The sequence below is a fragment of the Sporosarcina sp. PTS2304 genome (genome assembly GCF_003351785.1).
Taxonomy (GTDB): domain Bacteria; phylum Bacillota; class Bacilli; order Bacillales_A; family Planococcaceae; genus Sporosarcina.
Window position 1 is genome coordinate 1,586,340 of record NZ_CP031230.1, and the last position, 18,219, is coordinate 1,604,558.

19 protein-coding genes and 1 riboswitch are annotated in these 18,219 nt (G+C 39.4%); of the genes, 5 read left to right on the forward strand and 14 right to left on the reverse strand.

Translation table 11 applies throughout. The features are described 5' to 3' along the window. Positions 1-68 precede the first annotated feature (68 nt). The 8 genes from hutH to cyoE form a co-directional block, all read right to left on the reverse strand. Positions 69-1,613, reverse strand: a complete 1,545-nt coding sequence (hutH, locus tag DV702_RS07445) for a histidine ammonia-lyase (RefSeq protein WP_114924205.1) — start codon at positions 1,611-1,613, stop codon at positions 69-71. 158 nt (positions 1,614-1,771) lie between these two features. Then, on the reverse strand, positions 1,772-2,221 hold the full coding sequence (hutP, locus tag DV702_RS07450; RefSeq protein WP_114924206.1) for a histidine utilization transcription antiterminator HutP: 450 nt from the start codon (positions 2,219-2,221) through the stop codon (positions 1,772-1,774). Between the two features lie 184 nt (positions 2,222-2,405). Next, a complete protein-coding gene (gene ribE / locus DV702_RS07455) occupies positions 2,406-2,876 on the reverse strand; it encodes a 6,7-dimethyl-8-ribityllumazine synthase (RefSeq protein ID WP_114924207.1) in 471 nt (156 codons plus the stop codon). A gap of 12 nt (positions 2,877-2,888) precedes the next feature. Continuing rightward, positions 2,889-4,082: a bifunctional 3,4-dihydroxy-2-butanone-4-phosphate synthase/GTP cyclohydrolase II gene (locus DV702_RS07460; RefSeq protein WP_114924208.1), complete on the reverse strand. Its 1,194-nt coding sequence runs from the start codon at positions 4,080-4,082 to the stop codon at positions 2,889-2,891. A 31-nt stretch (positions 4,083-4,113) separates the two neighbouring features. Next, positions 4,114-4,770, reverse strand: coding sequence for a riboflavin synthase (gene ribE, locus DV702_RS07465; protein ID WP_114924209.1), 657 nt, complete (start codon positions 4,768-4,770; stop codon positions 4,114-4,116). 3 nt (positions 4,771-4,773) lie between these two features. Continuing rightward, complete coding sequence (gene ribD, locus DV702_RS07470) at positions 4,774-5,862, reverse strand: bifunctional diaminohydroxyphosphoribosylaminopyrimidine deaminase/5-amino-6-(5-phosphoribosylamino)uracil reductase RibD (RefSeq protein WP_114925872.1); 1,089 nt, start codon at positions 5,860-5,862, stop codon at positions 4,774-4,776. A 116-nt stretch (positions 5,863-5,978) separates the two neighbouring features. Further along, positions 5,979-6,127: riboswitch (FMN riboswitch) on the reverse strand. A gap of 232 nt (positions 6,128-6,359) precedes the next feature. After that, a complete protein-coding gene (locus tag DV702_RS07475; RefSeq protein WP_114924210.1) occupies positions 6,360-7,484 on the reverse strand; it encodes a M20 peptidase aminoacylase family protein in 1,125 nt (374 codons plus the stop codon). 149 nt (positions 7,485-7,633) lie between these two features. Beyond that, positions 7,634-8,545: a heme o synthase gene (gene cyoE / locus DV702_RS07480; RefSeq protein ID WP_114924211.1), complete on the reverse strand. Its 912-nt coding sequence runs from the start codon at positions 8,543-8,545 to the stop codon at positions 7,634-7,636. 550 nt (positions 8,546-9,095) lie between these two features. On the opposite strand from cyoE, the gene DV702_RS07485 reads away from it, so the two are divergent. The 3 genes from DV702_RS07485 (at position 9,096) to DV702_RS07495 (ending at position 12,300) form a co-directional block, all read left to right on the forward strand. Beyond that, complete coding sequence (locus DV702_RS07485; protein ID WP_114924212.1) at positions 9,096-10,088, forward strand: ABC transporter substrate-binding protein; 993 nt, start codon at positions 9,096-9,098, stop codon at positions 10,086-10,088. A gap of 107 nt (positions 10,089-10,195) precedes the next feature. Then, positions 10,196-11,056, forward strand: coding sequence for an ABC transporter permease (locus DV702_RS07490; protein WP_114924213.1), 861 nt, complete (start codon positions 10,196-10,198; stop codon positions 11,054-11,056). Continuing rightward, entirely contained in the window at positions 11,053-12,300 is a 1,248-nt protein-coding gene (locus DV702_RS07495) for a quaternary amine ABC transporter ATP-binding protein (RefSeq protein ID WP_114924214.1), read from the forward strand. Before DV702_RS07490 ends, DV702_RS07495 begins: the two co-directional genes overlap by 4 nt. A 39-nt stretch (positions 12,301-12,339) precedes the next feature. Here the strand turns inward: DV702_RS07495 and cobT are convergent, their stop codons facing one another. Continuing rightward, on the reverse strand, positions 12,340-13,377 hold the full coding sequence (gene cobT, locus DV702_RS07500; protein ID WP_114924215.1) for a nicotinate-nucleotide--dimethylbenzimidazole phosphoribosyltransferase: 1,038 nt from the start codon (positions 13,375-13,377) through the stop codon (positions 12,340-12,342). 176 nt (positions 13,378-13,553) lie between these two features. Here cobT and DV702_RS07505 point away from each other — a divergent pair, with 176 nt between their 5' ends. Beyond that, positions 13,554-14,054 (forward strand): ferritin, encoded by a 501-nt coding sequence (locus tag DV702_RS07505; protein WP_114924216.1) that lies wholly within the window; start codon positions 13,554-13,556, stop codon positions 14,052-14,054. 27 nt (positions 14,055-14,081) lie between these two features. On the opposite strand, the gene DV702_RS07510 is transcribed toward DV702_RS07505, so the two are convergent. From DV702_RS07510 to DV702_RS07525, 5 genes are all read right to left on the reverse strand, one after another. Beyond that, complete coding sequence (locus tag DV702_RS07510; protein WP_114924217.1) at positions 14,082-14,270, reverse strand: cysteine-rich CWC family protein; 189 nt, start codon at positions 14,268-14,270, stop codon at positions 14,082-14,084. A gap of 14 nt (positions 14,271-14,284) precedes the next feature. Then, on the reverse strand, positions 14,285-14,434 hold the full coding sequence (locus tag DV702_RS16800) for a hypothetical protein (protein ID WP_155979564.1): 150 nt from the start codon (positions 14,432-14,434) through the stop codon (positions 14,285-14,287). Between the two features lie 13 nt (positions 14,435-14,447). Beyond that, positions 14,448-15,446: an Era-like GTP-binding protein gene (locus DV702_RS07515; RefSeq protein ID WP_240315698.1), complete on the reverse strand. Its 999-nt coding sequence runs from the start codon at positions 15,444-15,446 to the stop codon at positions 14,448-14,450. Positions 15,447-15,555: 109 nt separating this feature from the next. After that, positions 15,556-16,113, reverse strand: coding sequence for a DUF420 domain-containing protein (locus DV702_RS07520; RefSeq protein WP_114924218.1), 558 nt, complete (start codon positions 16,111-16,113; stop codon positions 15,556-15,558). 68 nt (positions 16,114-16,181) lie between these two features. Next, positions 16,182-17,072 carry a LysR family transcriptional regulator gene (locus DV702_RS07525; RefSeq protein WP_114924219.1) on the reverse strand — a complete coding sequence of 297 codons (891 nt, stop codon included), beginning with the start codon at positions 17,070-17,072 and terminating at the stop codon, positions 16,182-16,184. 130 nt (positions 17,073-17,202) lie between these two features. Here DV702_RS07525 and DV702_RS07530 point away from each other — a divergent pair, with 130 nt between their 5' ends. Further along, on the forward strand, positions 17,203-18,180 hold the full coding sequence (locus tag DV702_RS07530) for a DMT family transporter (protein ID WP_114924220.1): 978 nt from the start codon (positions 17,203-17,205) through the stop codon (positions 18,178-18,180). Positions 18,181-18,219: the final 39 nt, after the last annotated feature.

Here is an 18,219-nt window from a genome sequence, read left to right on the forward strand (position 1 = left end):
TTTTTCTCTGCCTGTTTTAGTTGATAATTGCGTATGTTGGTAACAGCTCGCTATTCTATTTCTTATTTTCAGAAGTTAGAACTAGCCTCACGGTAAGTTTCTTTAGATAAGATAGGATCTGCAAATGCTTTCCAATCCATTTCCAGTAACCACGCATTTACTTTTTCAATATCTTTTGAGAAGATGCGGTCTTGTGTAATACTAGGCACGACAAGTCTAGCCTCTTTATGGAAGACTTTTGAGAAATCTGCCAGCTTTTCAGTTCCTCTATACTCTGTTGCCTGCAATGCACAAATTAATTCAATCGCTAATACTCTTCGTGCATTTTGAATGATTTGATACGCATGACGAGAGCCAATCGTGCCCATGCTGACATGATCTTCCTGATTAGCTGACGACGGAATAGAATCCACACTCGCCGGATGTGCCAGTGTCTTATTTTCAGAAACTAGTGATGCGGCTGCATACTGCATAATCATCGCACCTGACTGCAACCCTGGCTCCGGACTTAAAAATGGAGGCAAATCATTTAATTGCGGATTGACTAAACGCTCGATTCTACGTTCTGATATATTCGCAAACTCCGCCATCGCTACTTTTAAAAAGTCCATCGCAAACGCTATTGGCTGTCCATGGAAGTTTCCACCCGAAATTACTTTCTCTCCGTCTTCAAAAATTAGTGGATTATCTGTAGCTGCATTCATCTCAATTTCAAGTTTTTCTTTAACGTAATCCAGTACTTGCCAAGAAGCACCATGTACTTGTGGAATACAGCGTAGAGAATATGCATCTTGAACACGGATTTCTCCTTGTCTAGTTGTCAATTGACTACCTGCGAACATCCGTCGCATGCGCTCCGCAACTGCTGTTTGCTGACTGTATCCTCGCGCTTCGTGAACGTCTGCATCAAACGCATCTACAATTCCACGTAATCCTTCTAACGTTAGAGTAGAAATTGCTTCTGTTTGATATGCCAATTGCTCCGCTTCTATATAATTGACTAATCCCATTGCTGTCATTGCTTGTGTTCCATTAATAAGCGCTAAGCCTTCTTTCGCTTTCAAAATGACTGGTTCAATACCTTCTTTAGCCAATGCAATGCTCGCTTCCATTCGCTCTCCTTCGTAAAACACTTCTCCTTCTCCCATTAGCACTAAAGCTAAATGAGATAGTGGAGCTAAATCACCACTTGCTCCTAATGATCCTTGTTGCGGAATCACTGGATGAATACGTGCATTGACAAGATCTAGCAACCTTTCAATTACTACTGGCCGGATTCCTGAAAAACCTTTCAATAAAGCGTTAGCACGTAATAACGTCATCCCGCGTGAAACGATTTCAGGGAACGGCTCGCCGATTCCACATGCATGAGAATGAATTAAATTAAGTTGTAACTGCTCCGTGTCCTCAGGGGCGATTAATACATCACTGAACTTACCAAATCCTGTAGTAATGCCGTACACGACTTTACCTTCTGCCACAATTCTTTCAACTGCTTCTCGACTTTTTTGCACAGCTTTCATACTTTCTGCAGAAGCTGATACCATCGTTCCATTTACTAAAATTTCTTTAGCTTGTTCAATTGTTAACGTGCGGCCTGTTAATTCAATCATTCTAACTCCTCCTAGTTGGTTGTTCTTGTTGTTAATACATTCAATCTGAAATGAATTCATGCCTGTACATATAAAAAGAGGCTATATTGGCCAGACGGATCCCGTCGGTCAATATAGCCCCCTTATTGTCTAAATAACTATAGGCTGTATTCTACTATTCAGATGTGATTGATACCCAAACCAATGGCCTCGTGCTCAAATCCACGAATTGGCGCACCGATCGTACCGTAAACCGCTACAGCGATCCATTCACCTTCTGTTTCTTTTTCAAAAGGTGTTCCTCTCACAATCGCAAATCGCAATCCAGCTGTACGCAACATACCGCCAAGCTCTACTTGGCCGCGCGTCACCCCATGCATCGCTTCGATGATCGCATGATATAACGCATGCATTTCACGGTAAATATCTTGATCTACAATTCCTTGCCGCTTCGCTAGTGTTTCAATGGCCGCTACTATTTTCTGCGACTCCATCGACCCTACTTTACCTTTACCAAATCGCCAGCCAAGTTGCTGTAGGTCATTTTCAATTTGAAGCTCTTCTGCTTCACTGTCTGAAAACGTATATAAAACCGCTTGACGTCCGATCCTTGTATCAAGCTTTTTCATAGTGTACCTTCTTTTTATGTGTATTTAAATTCTATTTTTCACTAATGACTACTTCTATTATTACAGAAGAACTGAAGCAGGTCAATAAAAAATAAAGCGCTTTCCACTTCATTGGATACGGATCATCCCAAAGAAATGTATGAAGGATATTTTCTTCAATACATTTCTTTCGTTTTATGACCTATTAGTAATTAAATTGTTTTGACAAGTTGGCCATCTCTATAGCAGATACAGCCGCGTCCCATCCTTTGTTTCCAGCTTTTGTACCTGCACGTTCAATCGATTGCTCAATTGTATCTGTCGTTAATACTCCAAAGATGACAGGAATTCCCGATTGCATACTTGCCTGTGATACTCCTTTTGCCGCTTCACTGCAAACGAAATCGAAATGTGGAGTTGCCCCGCGAATTACAGTGCCTAACGTAATGATCGCATCATACTTTTTAGAATCCGCCATTTTCTTCGCAATTAGAGGGATTTCAAACGCTCCTGGTACCCATGCAATATCAACATCTGCGTCATCTACACCGTGGCGTTTACATGCATCTTGCGCCCCGGAAAGCAATTTCCCTGTAATAAATTCATTAAAACGCCCTACTACAATCCCTACTTTTAACCCCGTACCTACTAAATGTCCTTCAAATAAATTTCCCATGTCCATCTCTCCTTAAACAGTTAATAAATGTCCTAGTTTTTTTGCTTTTGTCTGCAAATATTTTTCATTCTCTTCTTTTGTTGGCAACTGAATCGGCACACGTTCGATTACTTCTAACTCATAACCTTTTAAACCTGCAATTTTCTTCGGGTTATTTGTTAGTAAACGCATTTGTGTGATTCCGAGTTCACGTAGAATTTGAGCGCCAATACCGTAATCTCGTAAATCTGCTGAGAAACCCAGCTTTTCATTCGCTTCCACTGTATCGTAGCCTTGTTCTTGAAGTTCGTACGCTTTAAGTTTATTGATTAAACCAATTCCACGACCTTCTTGGCGCATATAAAGTAAGACCCCACGCCCCGCTTCTTCAATTTGAGCCAGAGCAGCTTGTAGTTGAGGTCCGCAATCACAGCGGCACGATCCGAATACGTCACCTGTTAAGCACTCGGAATGCACCCGCACAAGTACGGGTTCTTCTGTAGACACTTCCCCTTTTACTAGCGCTACGTGCTCTTTTCCAGTGAGCGTTTCAGTATAGCCAATCATTCGGAACTCTCCGAAATCTGTCGGTAATTTAATATCTGCTTCTCGGATGACTAATTGTTCTTGCTGTAAACGGTAATGAATCAAATCTTGAATCGTAATTATCTTTAAATCAAGTTGCTGTGCCATGTCGCGCAGTTCTGGTACACGTGCCATCGTTCCGTCTTCGCTCATAATTTCACAGATGACACCAGCTGATGAATAACCCGCTAGGCGAGCTAAATCCACCGCTGCCTCTGTATGACCTGTACGCTTTAGAACACCGCCTGATTTGGCAACGAGCGGAAAAATATGACCAGGGCGCTTAAATTCTCCTGCAACAGCAGCCGGTTCCATCATTTTAACTATTGTATCCGCACGTTCAAATGCGCTGATTCCTGTATGCGTAGAACAATGATCCACACTGATCGTAAATGCTGTTCCATGCGAATCGGTATTGTCGTCGGTCATCATTTGCAGACCAAGTTGTGCAGCTTTTTGTTCTGTTACAGGAACACAAATCAAACCACGCCCTTTTGTAGCCATGAAGTTAATAATTTCTGGAGTTATTAAATCAGCAATTGCTACAAAATCTCCTTCATTTTCACGATCTTCATCGTCTACAACGATTACTACTTTACCTTTTTTTAAATCTTCCAACGCCTCTTCAATTGTATGGAACATCTCTATACACTCCTTCTAGTTGACTCGTTGTTCACATAAATCCATGTTCTTTTAAATAGTCTTCTGTCATAGATGAACTTGCATTTTTGGGGGTACCCATTCTTTTCATTAGCATATTCTCGACATATTTCGCGAGCATATCACATTCAAAATTCACGATTTCTCCTTGATTCTTTTTCGCGAGTACAGTCATTTCTTGTGAATGTGGGATTAACGAAATCATAATATCCGTTTGATCCACTTCAAATATTGTTAACGATGTACCGTCCAATGCTATTGATCCTTTGTGAAGCAGATAGGGCGTATATACTTCAGGCAACGACAACCGTATGTAAAGTGCATTATCTACTGTCCGTTTTTCACGTATTACAGCCACTCCGTCAACATGTCCTGTTACAAAATGACCGCCAAAGCGACCATTTGCTGCAAGTGCACGTTCCAGATTGACCGAACTGCCGACAGTCAGTTGTTGAAGAGAGGTAGAGGAAACAGTTTCCGGCATAACATCTGCTGAAAATTGATTTATCGTAAAATCTTTTACTGTCAAACAAACACCATTAACCGCAATACTATCACCCAAACGAACATCAGAAAGCACCGTAGTAGCAGCAATCGTCAACGTCATCGACTGCGCCCCTGAGCGTATACTGTTAACAGTTCCAATTTCTTCAATAATTCCTGTAAACACGGCTTAGCCCCTCTCTTTCGGTACCGCAATAATCTTTATATCTGGTCCTATCATTTCCACATGTTGAAATTCAAGCGGAAATGCTTCACTCATAAAAATAGGATCCAATCCGCTAACGGACGTCAACGAAAGACTACCACCAAGTATTTTCGGAGCGACATAGCAAATGACACGCTGAATCGCACGCGCTTTAACAAATGAAGCATTTACTGCAGCACCGCCTTCTACAAGAAGTGTCATGATGCCTCGTAAGCCAAGTTCCACTAAAATGTCTTCAACATACAATGTGGGATTCGGCATACGAATAACTTCCACATGGTCGTTTTGTAAGGCTTGTTGCTTTTTGCGATCAGCTTCATTGCCGCAAAAAATCCATGTGGGCGCTTCATCATTTTGTACTACTTGACTTTCTACCGGTGTACGTAACCAAGTATCTAAAATAATTCGAATAGGATGTTTTCCACCTTGGGGCAGTCTGGTGGTGAGAAGAGGATTATCGTTAAGAAGAGTTTGTACGCCTACCAAAATTGCATCTTGCGTATGGCGAAGCAGATGGACATCAAGTCGCGCTTGCTCACTTGTTACCCATTTACTGTCTCCTGTCGAAGTTGAAATCTTACCATCTATCGTCATAGCTGTTTTCATTGTCACATGAGGTGTTTTTGTTCGAATAAAATGAAAAAATGGTTCGTATAATTTATCGGCTTGATCTATGCCTAAATTCTTGGTTACGCTAATGCCTGCTGCACGCATTCGATCAATACCTTGACCTGCAACGAGTGGATTCGGATCAGAAACTGCCACATATACATGTTTGACACCTGAACGAATCACAGCATCTGCACATGGTGTTGTTTTCCCCGTATGCGAACACGGCTCAAGCGTTACATACAAATCAGCACCCATCGCTTGTGTACCTGCCATATCAATAGCCACCCGCTCAGCATGACGTTCTCCTGCACGTAAATGCGCACCCATCCCAATGATTCGTCCCTCTTTTACTAGGACAGCACCTACAGGTGGATTCGGAGACGTTTGCCCTGAAACATTTTCAGCAAGTTTCAATGCCATTTCCATATAAATTTCGTTCACTACACAACACTCCAACTTGCTAAATTCCTCTTGTGACAAAACAAAAAGCCCCACTATGAAAAAAAGTGGGGCTTCAACCATGACTAAATAAGCGTTACTTAAAACGTTTTTATTTTTCGTTCCTTCTCTCATCCAGACTTTAACTGTCGGCTTTGGAATTTCACCAAATCCACCTTCTGCTTGTAAAAAGCATCCGGGTCACGGACTAAGAGCTACATAGCTCATCACCGCCGGTAGGGATTTCCACCCTGCCCCGAAGGAAACTTATTCGATTAGTTATGAGTCTAACATAAAGTATAGTCAAATGACAATAACTGAATATTTATTCAACGAAAAGTGTATCGTCTGGAAGCGCAAGCCGCAAGGAAATTCAAGTCAGTGTCACTGTATTCCAGCCGTAGAAAGTCACCGGCTTATTTCTATCGCATAAATCGCGTTTAAATGAATGGACTATATATAATATGGTTTATTCGCGGGCGTGATAAATAATTTTTCTACTATTTAGACTGAAACGCTAATTCAACCGCATTCATAAGAATCGCCATACCAGTCAATAAAGATTCTTTGTTAAATGTCATTTGCGGATGATGCAATCCCGGCGTTAAATTACAGCCAAGACCTAACATGGTACTCTTAATATTCGGACGGTGCACTGCATAAAAATGAAAGTCCTCACCGCCTGGCGTAATAATTGTTCTAACCGTCTTTTCTTCTCCGACTGTTTTAGCAATCGCCTCAGCCATCAACTGTTCCGCTTCTGCATTCACTTCTGCGGCAACCATTTCTGACATCACTTCGTATGAAATGTCTACGCCATATTGCATTGCTACGGCTTTAATGACACGCTGAACATGAACATACAATTCTTCCATCACATCATTTTGTTGTGCGCGAAGATCTAAACTAAACTTCGCCGTACCTGGAATGATATTTGCCGAGTCCCCTCCCGCTTGGAACATCGTCATTTTAGCTGTATGAGACACCATCGGGTTACAATGTATCGATTGTAACGCTTGAACTAATGACGCACCCACTTCAATGGCATTCTTCCCTTGATGCGGTCGGGCTCCATGAGCTTCTATCCCGCTAATCGAGCCAGCTACCATTTTTGCTGCACTATGACGCAGTGATGCCGCTGAATAACCATCGTCCAATTCATCCGCCGCACGCACATGTACTCCAAACAAATAATCTATATCATCCATGATTCCTGTTTTAAGTACCGCCAACGCCCCTTTTCCTTTTTCCTCAGCCGGTTGAAAAATAACTTTCAATGTACCATTCGCAGGAAGTCCTCGCTCTCTCGCCAGCAGTAATACCCCTATAGCCATCGTCATATGACCGTCATGACCACATGAGTGATTCGCTTGATACACACCATTCACTTCTTGCCACAATGCATCTATATCTGTCCGCAAACCGATAACCGGCGAACCTTGACCCAATGTCACGGACAATCCAGTAATCCCGTCAAATAATGAAACTTCAAATCCTTCACGTTCAAGAAACTCTTTCAAATAACCTGTCGTTTCTACCTCTTTCCAACTCACTTCGGGGTGACTATGTAAATAAGCGAATACTTCTTCAATCTTCGGTTTCAACAACTGTAATTGTTCATTCATTTCAACATCCTCCTGATAAGTACATTACACTATATACTAAAAGTTTCTTTTCAACTCTACCATTATTCATAATATAGTTAATCAACAGGTATGTCATAATAAAATAAAAAACTTCTCCATCACTTAGCAAGCGAAGAGAAGTTTTAGTATTAAAATGTCCAAAGAATCATCATGCCAAATAATAGCGTCATATAGTTCACTGAATATAAAAACATCAGATTCGCCCATTTATAATCATCTTTGGCATAAAACCCATAAATGCTAGCTCCTATATATCCTAAGTTCATCAACGTTGCGATGACGATAAATGTTGTACCGAACATCGGCAACAAAAATGGCAAAGGCAATAAACAAAGCACGTATATTAACATTTGACGCTTAGTAAACTCAAAGCCTTGTACGACTGGTAGCATCGCGACATTTGCTGCTTTATAATCTTCATACTTTTTCATAGCGATAGCGAATGTATGTGGCATTTGCCAAATAAATAAAATTGCAAATAAAACGATCGGCACTACATGGTTTGCCGACATAATCGCAGCCCATCCAATTAATGGAGTCACAGCACCTGACACACTTCCTATAACGGTATTTAACGTATATTTACGTTTAGACCACATCGTATAGGGTATCACATACGTAAACCAGCCGATAAATGCATAAATTGCCGCTTCAAACGTTGTAAGTAACAGTAATATCATACCTATTGCGGATAATAGTAAACCGATATTCAACACCACACGTAACGTGAAATTTCCTGTTACCGTTGGGCGTTGCTTCGTTCTTTCCATGAAAGTATCAATATCTGAGTCAAACCAGTTATTCATGACGAGTGCACCCGCCATTAAAAACGTACTGCCGAGCATAGTTAGCCAGAATAAACTCCAATTTCCAGCAAGTGTCATCCCCGAGAAGTGCAACGCAAGCCAAAATCCAGCGAATACTGGCAATACGTTAGCTAGTAGTACAGGACCTTTTATCAATGATTTAATATCTGAGAAGAAGGTAGACACCGAGCGACTATGCGTAGTAGTCGATACAATATGGGCTTCTTTCGTCATAAGTTCCGTTCCCCTTTTACGTTACATTTCTATACTAATTACATTTGTACTTCTAACTATATCATCTTCTTAAAAGTAAAATCAAAAAAACTTGGTTTTTCCTTAAAAACTGTTACAAATCTTTGTCTATCTACTGAATAAAATAAAGAAATTACACATTTCTCTCTATATGTAAGAGAGCGATAAAACTGTTGATAAGTCATACAACAGTTTCCCCTACTATTCGACTAAAGAAAACCTATACCCCATATAGGATTGAGTCATAAATTTACTTTTCAAAACGCAATAGCTCATTTAATTTTTTTGTACTATTTTTCGATACAGTTTAACAATAAAATCTAAAGTTCTGCACAATTATCCGAATAATTAAATTGATATTAGTTTTATTATACTGTAAACTTACGTAATGATATCGCGAAAAAATAATGATGATTTTTCCTTAATCTCTTCAACTCCCAGGACTTTTTGTTCGTGGATGCATATAAGAGATTTGAGCAAAAAATATCATTTCGTGATGAAAAAAATCATAAAATAGAAGGGGTTTGATTTTTTGAGAAAAATTATGTTGGTTTTCTCCGTGTTCACATTACTACTTTTAGCTGCATGTGGTAATAGTGCTAGTAAAGATTCAATTGAAGAAATTAAGTTCGCAGATGCAGGATGGGACAGCATTCGTATTCACAACAGTATTGCCCAAATCATTGTAGAAGAAGGATACGGCTATAAAACAGATGTAGTAAACGGAACGTCTACTGCAACACTTCAAGCATTACAGCAAGGCGATATTAATGTATATACTGAAGTTTGGTCAGATAACTTAGGTGAGGCGTATACAAATGCGATTGACAGTGGAGACATCGAGTCAGTCTCGACGAACTTCAACGATAACGATCAAGGCCTGTACGTCCCAACTTACGTTATTGAAGGTGATCCAGAACGTGGGATTGAAGCAGTGGCACCAGATTTGAAAACAGTTAAAGACCTAGAAAAGTACCCTGAACTATTCCAAGATCCTGAAGATAAGAAAAAAGGCCGCATTATTGGTGCACCTTCTAGCTGGATTGTTAGTAAGCATCTGAGTGAAAAAATCGAAACTTACGGTTTAGATAAAACATTTACGTATTTGGCGCCAGGTTCAGACTCGTCTATCGTGGCTGACTTAGCTAGCGCATATAAAAAAGGAGAACCTTGGGTAGGTTACTACTGGTCCCCTACTTGGGTAACAGCAACGTACGACTTAACATTGCTAGAAGATGAGCCATACGATCAAGAGGCGTGGGACAAAGACAAGACCGGTGCATTCCCGCCAAATGATGTATTTGTAAGTGTTCATAAAGATTTAAAAACTCAAGCACCAGAAGTAGTAGAATTCCTGAGTAATTACGAAACAAGCAGTGCTTTAACAGAAGAAGCATTGAAATATATGGGTGAAAATGAAGCGAATCCAACAGATACAGCCAAATGGTTCATGAAAGAACATGAAGATGTTTGGACTAAATGGGTACCTGAAGATATCGCTGAAAAAGTAAAAGCAGCTCTATAAAACATCATAGATTGAGGGGTGGACGCTTTCCGCTCCACCCCTTTTTTATTGACAAACTTACATTAGAGAAAGAGAGGGACAAGCTAGTTTGACCTAGCTTACCGCCTATGAATGAATTTCCCGACGTACGAATACCTATAGGAGATTATGTTGAAAAGTTTATCGATTTTCTAGCGATGAATTTCGGTTGGCTATTTGATTTTATCTTTGTTATCGCTTCTACCACCATACGCACTATTGAAACGACTCTTTTAGCAACACCTTGGTGGGTCATTATGATTATCGTGTTCCTGTTAGGATGGTATTTCAACAATATATTTGGAGGATTACTATTTGCAGCCTTTATATTTTTGATAGGGTCATTTGACCTTTGGGCAGATACAATGACTACAGTTTCAATTATCGTCATTTCCGTTGTACTATCCCTCGCAATCGGGATTCCGGTTGGTATATTAATGGCTTTTAGCCGAGCATTCTCTGTCATCATGCGACCTATTTTGGACGCTATGCAGACTATGCCTACATTTGTTTACTTAATACCTGTAATATTCTTTTTCCCTTTAGGGAACGTTCCTGCTATTATTGCGACAATTATTTATGCCTTACCTCCTGTTATTCGATTAACTGAACTCGGTATCCGCAATGTCGATGAAGAAGTGATTGAGTCAGCAGAATCATTTGGTTCGTCGCGCAATCAAATGCTCGTGAAAGTACAACTTCCTCAAGCTTTGCCTACTATGATGGCGGGTATTAACCAGACAACGATGATGGCTTTATCGATGGCCGTTGTTGGATCGATGGTTGGTGCCCACGGTCTAGGGGAACGTGTATTGTATTCGATTAACCAAATCAATATTTCATTAGGATTTGAAGCCGGAATTAGTATTGTATTTCTAGCTATCATTATTGACCGCATTACGAATGGAGTGGCAGACCGCCTACAAAACACTAGGAGGAGATCAGCATGACCGTAAAAATCAAAGTAGAGAATGTCACCAAGATTTTTGGTCCGCGTCCTAAACGAGTCATTCCATTAATTGAAAAAGGTGCTTCAAAACGTGAGATTTTAGATAAGACTGGCCATACAGTAGGTGTTTATAACGCCAATATGGAAATTATGGAAGGCGAAACTTTCGTCATTATGGGGTTGTCTGGTAGTGGTAAGTCTACGTTGATCAGATGTTTCAACTTACTGAACAAGCCGACATCTGGCGCTATTTATGTAGATGGCGAAAATATTGTTAAATACAATAAAGAGCAATTAAAATTTTTCCGTCAAAAGAAAATCGCAATGGTGTTCCAGCATTTTGGTTTATTTAGTCACCGTACCGTAATGGAGAACATCGAATATGGCTTGGAAATTCGCGGCCTTTCAAAAAACGAAAGACGTGCAATTGCTCAAAAACATATTGATACCGTTGGATTAAAAGGCTATGAAAATCAATATCCTGATGAGCTTTCAGGAGGAATGAGACAACGTGTAGGCATTGCGCGTGCACTTACAAATGACCCTGATATTTTATTGATGGATGAACCGTTCAGTGCACTGGATCCATTAATCCGTAGAGAAATGCAATTGGAATTGCTCGATATACAAACTCGTTTACAGAAAACTATTATTTTTATTACTCATGACGTCAACGAAGCATTTAGAATCGGGGATCGAGTAGCTGTGATGAAAGACGGGAATGTAGAGCAAGTCGGAACACCTGAAGATCTTCTAGAATCACCTGCGAATGACTATATTGTAGAGTTCACTCGCGAAATTGACCGTTCGAAAGTTCTTCAAGCAGAAAATATTATGTCTAAACCATTAAGTGTTGTGAATAGTAAAGACGGCTTGCATGTCGCAATCAAAAACATGGAGGAACATGGAATCTCAAGTGTATTCATCACAAACCGAGAACGTCAATTACTAGGTTTAGTAACGATTGATCAGGCAATTGATGGAGTGAAAAATCGTAAATCCATTGATCAAGTGATGACGACAAATGTCGTAACAGCACATCCTGAAGAATATGTACAAGATATCATTCCGCGCGTTCTCGATTCAAAATATCCACTAGTTGTCGTAGACGAAACGAATCGAATTAAAGGAATTATTTTACGCGTACATGTCCTTTCAAGTATTATTAGTAGCTCTTCTGAAGAAAATGATGAAGAAGTGCCTGCAGTAGAAAGCACATCAACCGAAACTATTGCTAGTGAATAAAAAGAGGAAGAGATGGTTACACACCACCTCTTCCTTTTTTTAATTTTTCCCTGATACGCCAGCGCTTTCGAATGTAGCCATTTCCTGTACCATACATATAGCAGATTGAATAATACTGAACGCTACCGCTGCTCCGGTTCCTTCTCCGAGCCTCATATCCAATGAAACAATCGGTACTTTCCCTAAGTATTCAAACGCTTTTTGATGACCCGGCTCCATTGATTGATGACCGAGTAGCATATAGTCTAAAACTCCTGGAGCAATCTTATCTGCTACACAAGCTGCGGCAGTTGATATAAATCCATCTAAAATAATAGGCAAACGATTGGAAGCAGCTGCAAGCATGGCTCCTACCATCGCTGCAATCTCCAGTCCCCCCACTTTTCGTAAAATACTGTACCCATCATCAGGACTTAACTGATGCATACTAAGCGCTTGTCGCACCACATCAATTTTATGAGCATGCTGTTCGGTTGTAATGCCTGTTCCGTAACCGACTAATTCTTCTGGAATGATTTCAGTCACAGCCGCTACTACTGCACTACTAGTCGTCGTATTACCAATTCCAACTTCTCCAACAATTAAACAATCTACCCCTTGTTTCATAAGAGAAAGCACTTCTTCATAGCCGATAGCCAGCGCTTGCTCTACATCTTCTCGTGTCATCGCATCTGATTTCAAGAAGTTAGTAGTCGCTTGACGTATTTTACGATTTTTCACAGGTGATGCAAATCCTTCTCCCTTTACGCCTACGTCAACCAATGAAAATACTGCTGATTGTTGTCGACTAAATGCGTTAATTGCTGCTCCACCCTGCGCCATATTTTCTACCATTTGACGAGTCACTTGCTGAGGGAACGCGGAAATTCCTTCGTCTACAATCCCATGGTCTGCAGCAAACACTAGTATTCCTAATTGTTTTAGAGCAGGTTTCGACGCTCCCGTCATTTCTGCAAGTTGTATCGCTATTTCCTCTAACTTCCCTAGACTTCCAATTGGTTTCGTCAATGTATCTATATATTCTTTAGCTTGCAGTCCAGCCTTTTCATTCAATAAGGGAATGTCATAGTTAGTCACAAAAACCCCTTCTTTCCAATTATTCTATATGTGCCATCTTAGTATAACATGAAGTTAAAACTAGGCAATCTCCCATTTATTACAGTATACTTTAGTATATAAGCTAGCAAGTTGACTAGAGTATTCTACATAAATCAGGGTATAATAGAATCACACGATAAAAGGAGACGATGCAGATGATTAGTGAACAATTAGCAAACGCCTTGAATACGCAAATGAATAATGAATTTGCAGCAGCACAAACGTACTTATCTATGGCTTCTTACTGTGAATACCGCAATTATAGCGGGTTCGCACATTATTATCTTCAGCAAGTAGAAGAAGAGCGTGCACATGCCATGAAAATCTATACTTATTTACACGATCGTGGGATCCGTGCCATTATTACGGAAACACCTGCTCCCGCCACTTCATTCGACAACTTAGTCCATACATTTGAAGTAGCACTGGAACAGGAAAAAGAAGTAACAAAATCTTTCTACAAAATTATGGATATGGCATGGGAAGAAAAAGAACATGCGACAATTTCGTTCTTAAACTGGTTCCTTGATGAGCAAGTGGAAGAAGAAGCAACATTCGATAAACATATTGAATATTTAAAGCGAATTCGAGAAGATAAGAATGCATTGTTTATTTATGAAAAAGAACTATCTGCAAGATCTTTTGCAGACGAATAAAATAGAGTGGGCGGTAAATCGCCTACTCTATTTTTTCGTAGTGATACATGCTAAACATTTTTCGCAAATACACTTTTTATACAGTTGCTCCTCTGGAATTTCACGAAATACTTCTTCTGTAAATACTTTATTTGTGCACCAACAACTACCGTGAGTTTTCGGCAGACTATTGCCGCAATGATTTTCTCCTTGGCAAATGGGACATTTATCTTCCATTAGTGACTCCCTCTTCACAGACGGTGCTTGTCTAACTCCGCGGTATTCTTTTTCTCTAATTCTTCTACCCGTTCCTCTAACTCTTTATTACGTTTCATACTTTCCATCGAATACAATCCAGCTAATAATGCTACTACGAACGTTGCGTAATTAAACCACTCCATACACCTGGCCCCTTTACTTTTCTTTTTTCAAAAACATTTTGTATACCTTTTTCAACGTTTCCGGTGTTAGATCCATATCATTTTCGTACATATATTTTATCGCAAATCCTAATGCGACTGTCATAGAACCTGCTACACTTGCTGCTACAACCATCCCCGCCCCAGGAATGACTTTCACGATTTGTCTGAATGTAGTTTTACCGATATTTCCAACGACAGTTGCGATGATTAACTCTTTTGCATGATCTTTCGTAATAGGCTTGCCGTATAATGTAGAAAGCTTCAACATTAAGCCAACTTGTAGAGCTGTCAATGGAACAAAGTCTGCTCCTGGAATAGGCGCTGCTCCAATAGCCGCTGCAGAAGCACCAGACGCTAAGATCCATCTCTTGGCGATAGATGATTTGTCCGCCATATTGGCCGCAAGTAAAAGATCTTTATTCACTTCTTTTAACTGTTTAAGAATTTCTGTTTGTAGCAATTCCATATGCTCACCAGTTTTCGAAGAGATCGGAATGACAGGATAGGCAAACTCAGTATGTGCCAATATATAGTTTACTAAACTCGGAATATCATCCGCCGCATCAATTTTATTGAGTACAAGGATGATTTTCTTATTTAGTGTGGCAATTTTATTTAAAGATTTAAGCTCAGTGTCTGATAACACCGTGCCTGCTGCGTTAAGGAAAAATAAGATAAGATCCGCTTCATTGTAAAAGTTTAACGTCTCTTGAGAATGTTCCTGATAGATGTCATCCAGTCCCGGTGTATCGACAAATAAAATATTTTCCCGATAATAATATTTCTTAACTTCTTTTGTTTCTCCTGGTTGCGCACCTACTTCCGCTACATCTTTTTGCATTAATCGATTGAGTGTAGAGGACTTACCTGCATTGACATCACCAATCATCGCGATTAAAATTTCTTTCTTCAACTGTTCATTAATATCATCTGACTCTTGATTAAAAATTTCATCAAATGATTCATCTGACATAAAATCTGATATTTTCATGTACACACATCCATTCATTTTTCGAATTTTCGTTTTACTTAGGTGTGAAAAAAGCATCAGTCATATACATTCGTCTGACTGATGCCGTTTCTTCTATAGTGCTCTTCTTTTAATAATAAGGTGAAATCAAAATATAAACAAGTACTCCTGTAAAACTTACATATAACCAAATTGGCATGGTCCATCGGGCGATTTTACGATGACGAGCATTTTCCATATTCCATGCACGTGCAACACTTGTTAAAGCGAGTGGAACAATCGCAGCAGCTAACACAATATGTGAAAATAAAATGAAATAGTAAAAGCCAGCCATAAATCCACTACCGCCAAATGAAGTAGATTCTGCCAAGTAATGATACATAACGTACGTTACTAAAAATAAGGCGGTGGAACAAAAAGCAGCGTAAATAAATCGTTGATGTACTTTTACATTCTTCTTCAAAATTGCGACAAGCGCACAGACTAAAAATACAAATGTAAAACTATTAAAAATAGCATTTAATAAAGGCAAGATCGTAATATCAAATGCAGTAAAATCTTTCGCCCCAGGCAGACCTGCCAACACGCCAATTGCACCTATCAAGATAATCGAAATAATAATAATCGCGGGTCGATAATTACGTTTCTTACTTGTAGAAGGCATTGCTGTTTGATTTGTATAATTCATTCATTGACACTCCTAGATCTATATTTATAGCTACCCTACATATTAGCATATCTAACATGAATTCTACGTTAACTTTGTGTCGAATTTTGAAATTGAGCAGAAGCCTCTTCATGAAACTCTTCAATGATTTGAATGAATTTGTCAATTGTCGGAGTTAAATAGGAATCTGCTCGACGGACAAAAATAGTTTTGATCCGGCTATATTTTGGTGGTAAGTGATAACAATATACACTTCCTTGATTGATTAAATGTAAGACTGTCGATTTAGGAACAAATGTTATACCGAGTCCAGCTGCCACGCTTCCGAGAATTGTTTCAAGTGTACCAAACTCCATCATTTTGGTAGGTGTAATCTGTTCATCTTCCAACCATAATTCAAGTCTTGCCCGGTATCCACAACCTTTCCTAAAGCAAAGGATAGGTTCGTCCTTAATATCTTCTATCGATTGAAAAGGTTTATCGGACAGTAAGACGAGCTCTTCTTCTAATACTTCGTGTACTGCTAAATCTGGATGTACGTTTCCTTCTGATATAAATGCTCCGTCTAATTGATGATTTAGAACTCTAAACTGTAATCGCTCTGTTACCCCTGTCAACAATGAGAGATCCACTTGTTTGTATTTTTTATTGTATCTGGAAAGAATTATCGGTAGCTTAATCACTGTTTCGACAGATCCTATCTCTAATTTCCCCGATGGTTCTTTGTCATTTTGTACAACTTTCCTCATCTCGTTTGTTAGCGATAAGATCTTCTCGCTATAGACGAGCAACCTTTTCCCTTCAGGTGTTAAAATCATCCCCCTATTATGACGATTGAATAATGGAGTTTTCAATTCGTTTTCTAACTTTTGTATACGTGAAGTAATGTTCGATTGTACGTAACGAAGCTCCTTAGCTGCTGCTGTTATGGTTCCTTTTTCTGCTACCATTTGAAATATTTCTAAGTCTTTAAATTCCACAGCTCTCTCTCCTTTTGTCTTCTCTTTCTATGATATCAATAATAATGATAGTAGTCATCATTATTATTCGTTTTACATGATGTCCAAAATTTAGTTTACTAGAGTAAGTACTTTAAGGGGGTTTGGATAGATGAAAAGCAAAATTATTTGGGGAGCATTTTTATGTTTTATCGCAAGTGCATCGTGGGGTGCGATGTTTCCCGTTGCCAATAGCGCGTTTAACTCCATTGATCCGTTTTATTTCACATTAATCCGCTATGTATCCGTAACTGTTTTACTAGTTGTCTTATTATGGTGGAAAGAAGGAAAGCAAGCATTCCGTTTTGAGAAAAGAGCTTTGTCTCTTTGGTTTTTCGGAACTATGGCATTTGTTGTGTATAATTTATTCATCTTTTGGGGGCAAGATTTGATGGGTAAACCGGGTGTTATGGTCGCTTCTATTTCTGAAGCGATGATGCCGATGATTTCCATCGTCATTGTATGGATGATGACTCGACATAAGCCACACGGAGTAACATTAACATTTGTATTTACTGCATTTATCGGTGTTATGCTTGTCATTACAAAAGGAGATTTACGTACGTTTTTGACTGCGACAGATGATATCATTCCATCATTCTTAATCTTTTTGGCAGTGATTGGATGGGTAATTTATACAATGGGGGGCAATCATTTTAGTACGTGGTCCGCACTTCGCTATTCTACTTTGAGTTGTTTACTCGGTACAGCAACTGCTTGTATCGTAGTAGCCGTTATTACGCTGACAGGTTATGTTTCTGTACCGACTGTTGCTATTGTGCAGACTGTTACACCGCATATGTTGTTTATGATTATTTTCCCAGGTATCATTGCACTGCTCGGTTGGAATGTCGGTGTTCGTATTTTATCTCCATTGAATGGGTTACTATTTATTAACTTTGTACCGGTAACCACATTAGTCATTTCATTTGCACAAGGCTATCAGTTAACAATATTTGATTATATTGGAACTGTATTTATTGTAAGTTCTCTTATCGGTAATAATATATTTTTACGTTTGCAGCAGAAACGTAAGGAAGAGGCTCGACAATATAAGAAACGTTCTATACAGCCAAGCATTTCCGCATAAATTATAAAAAAACAGTTTACGCCCATTCGCGTAAACTGT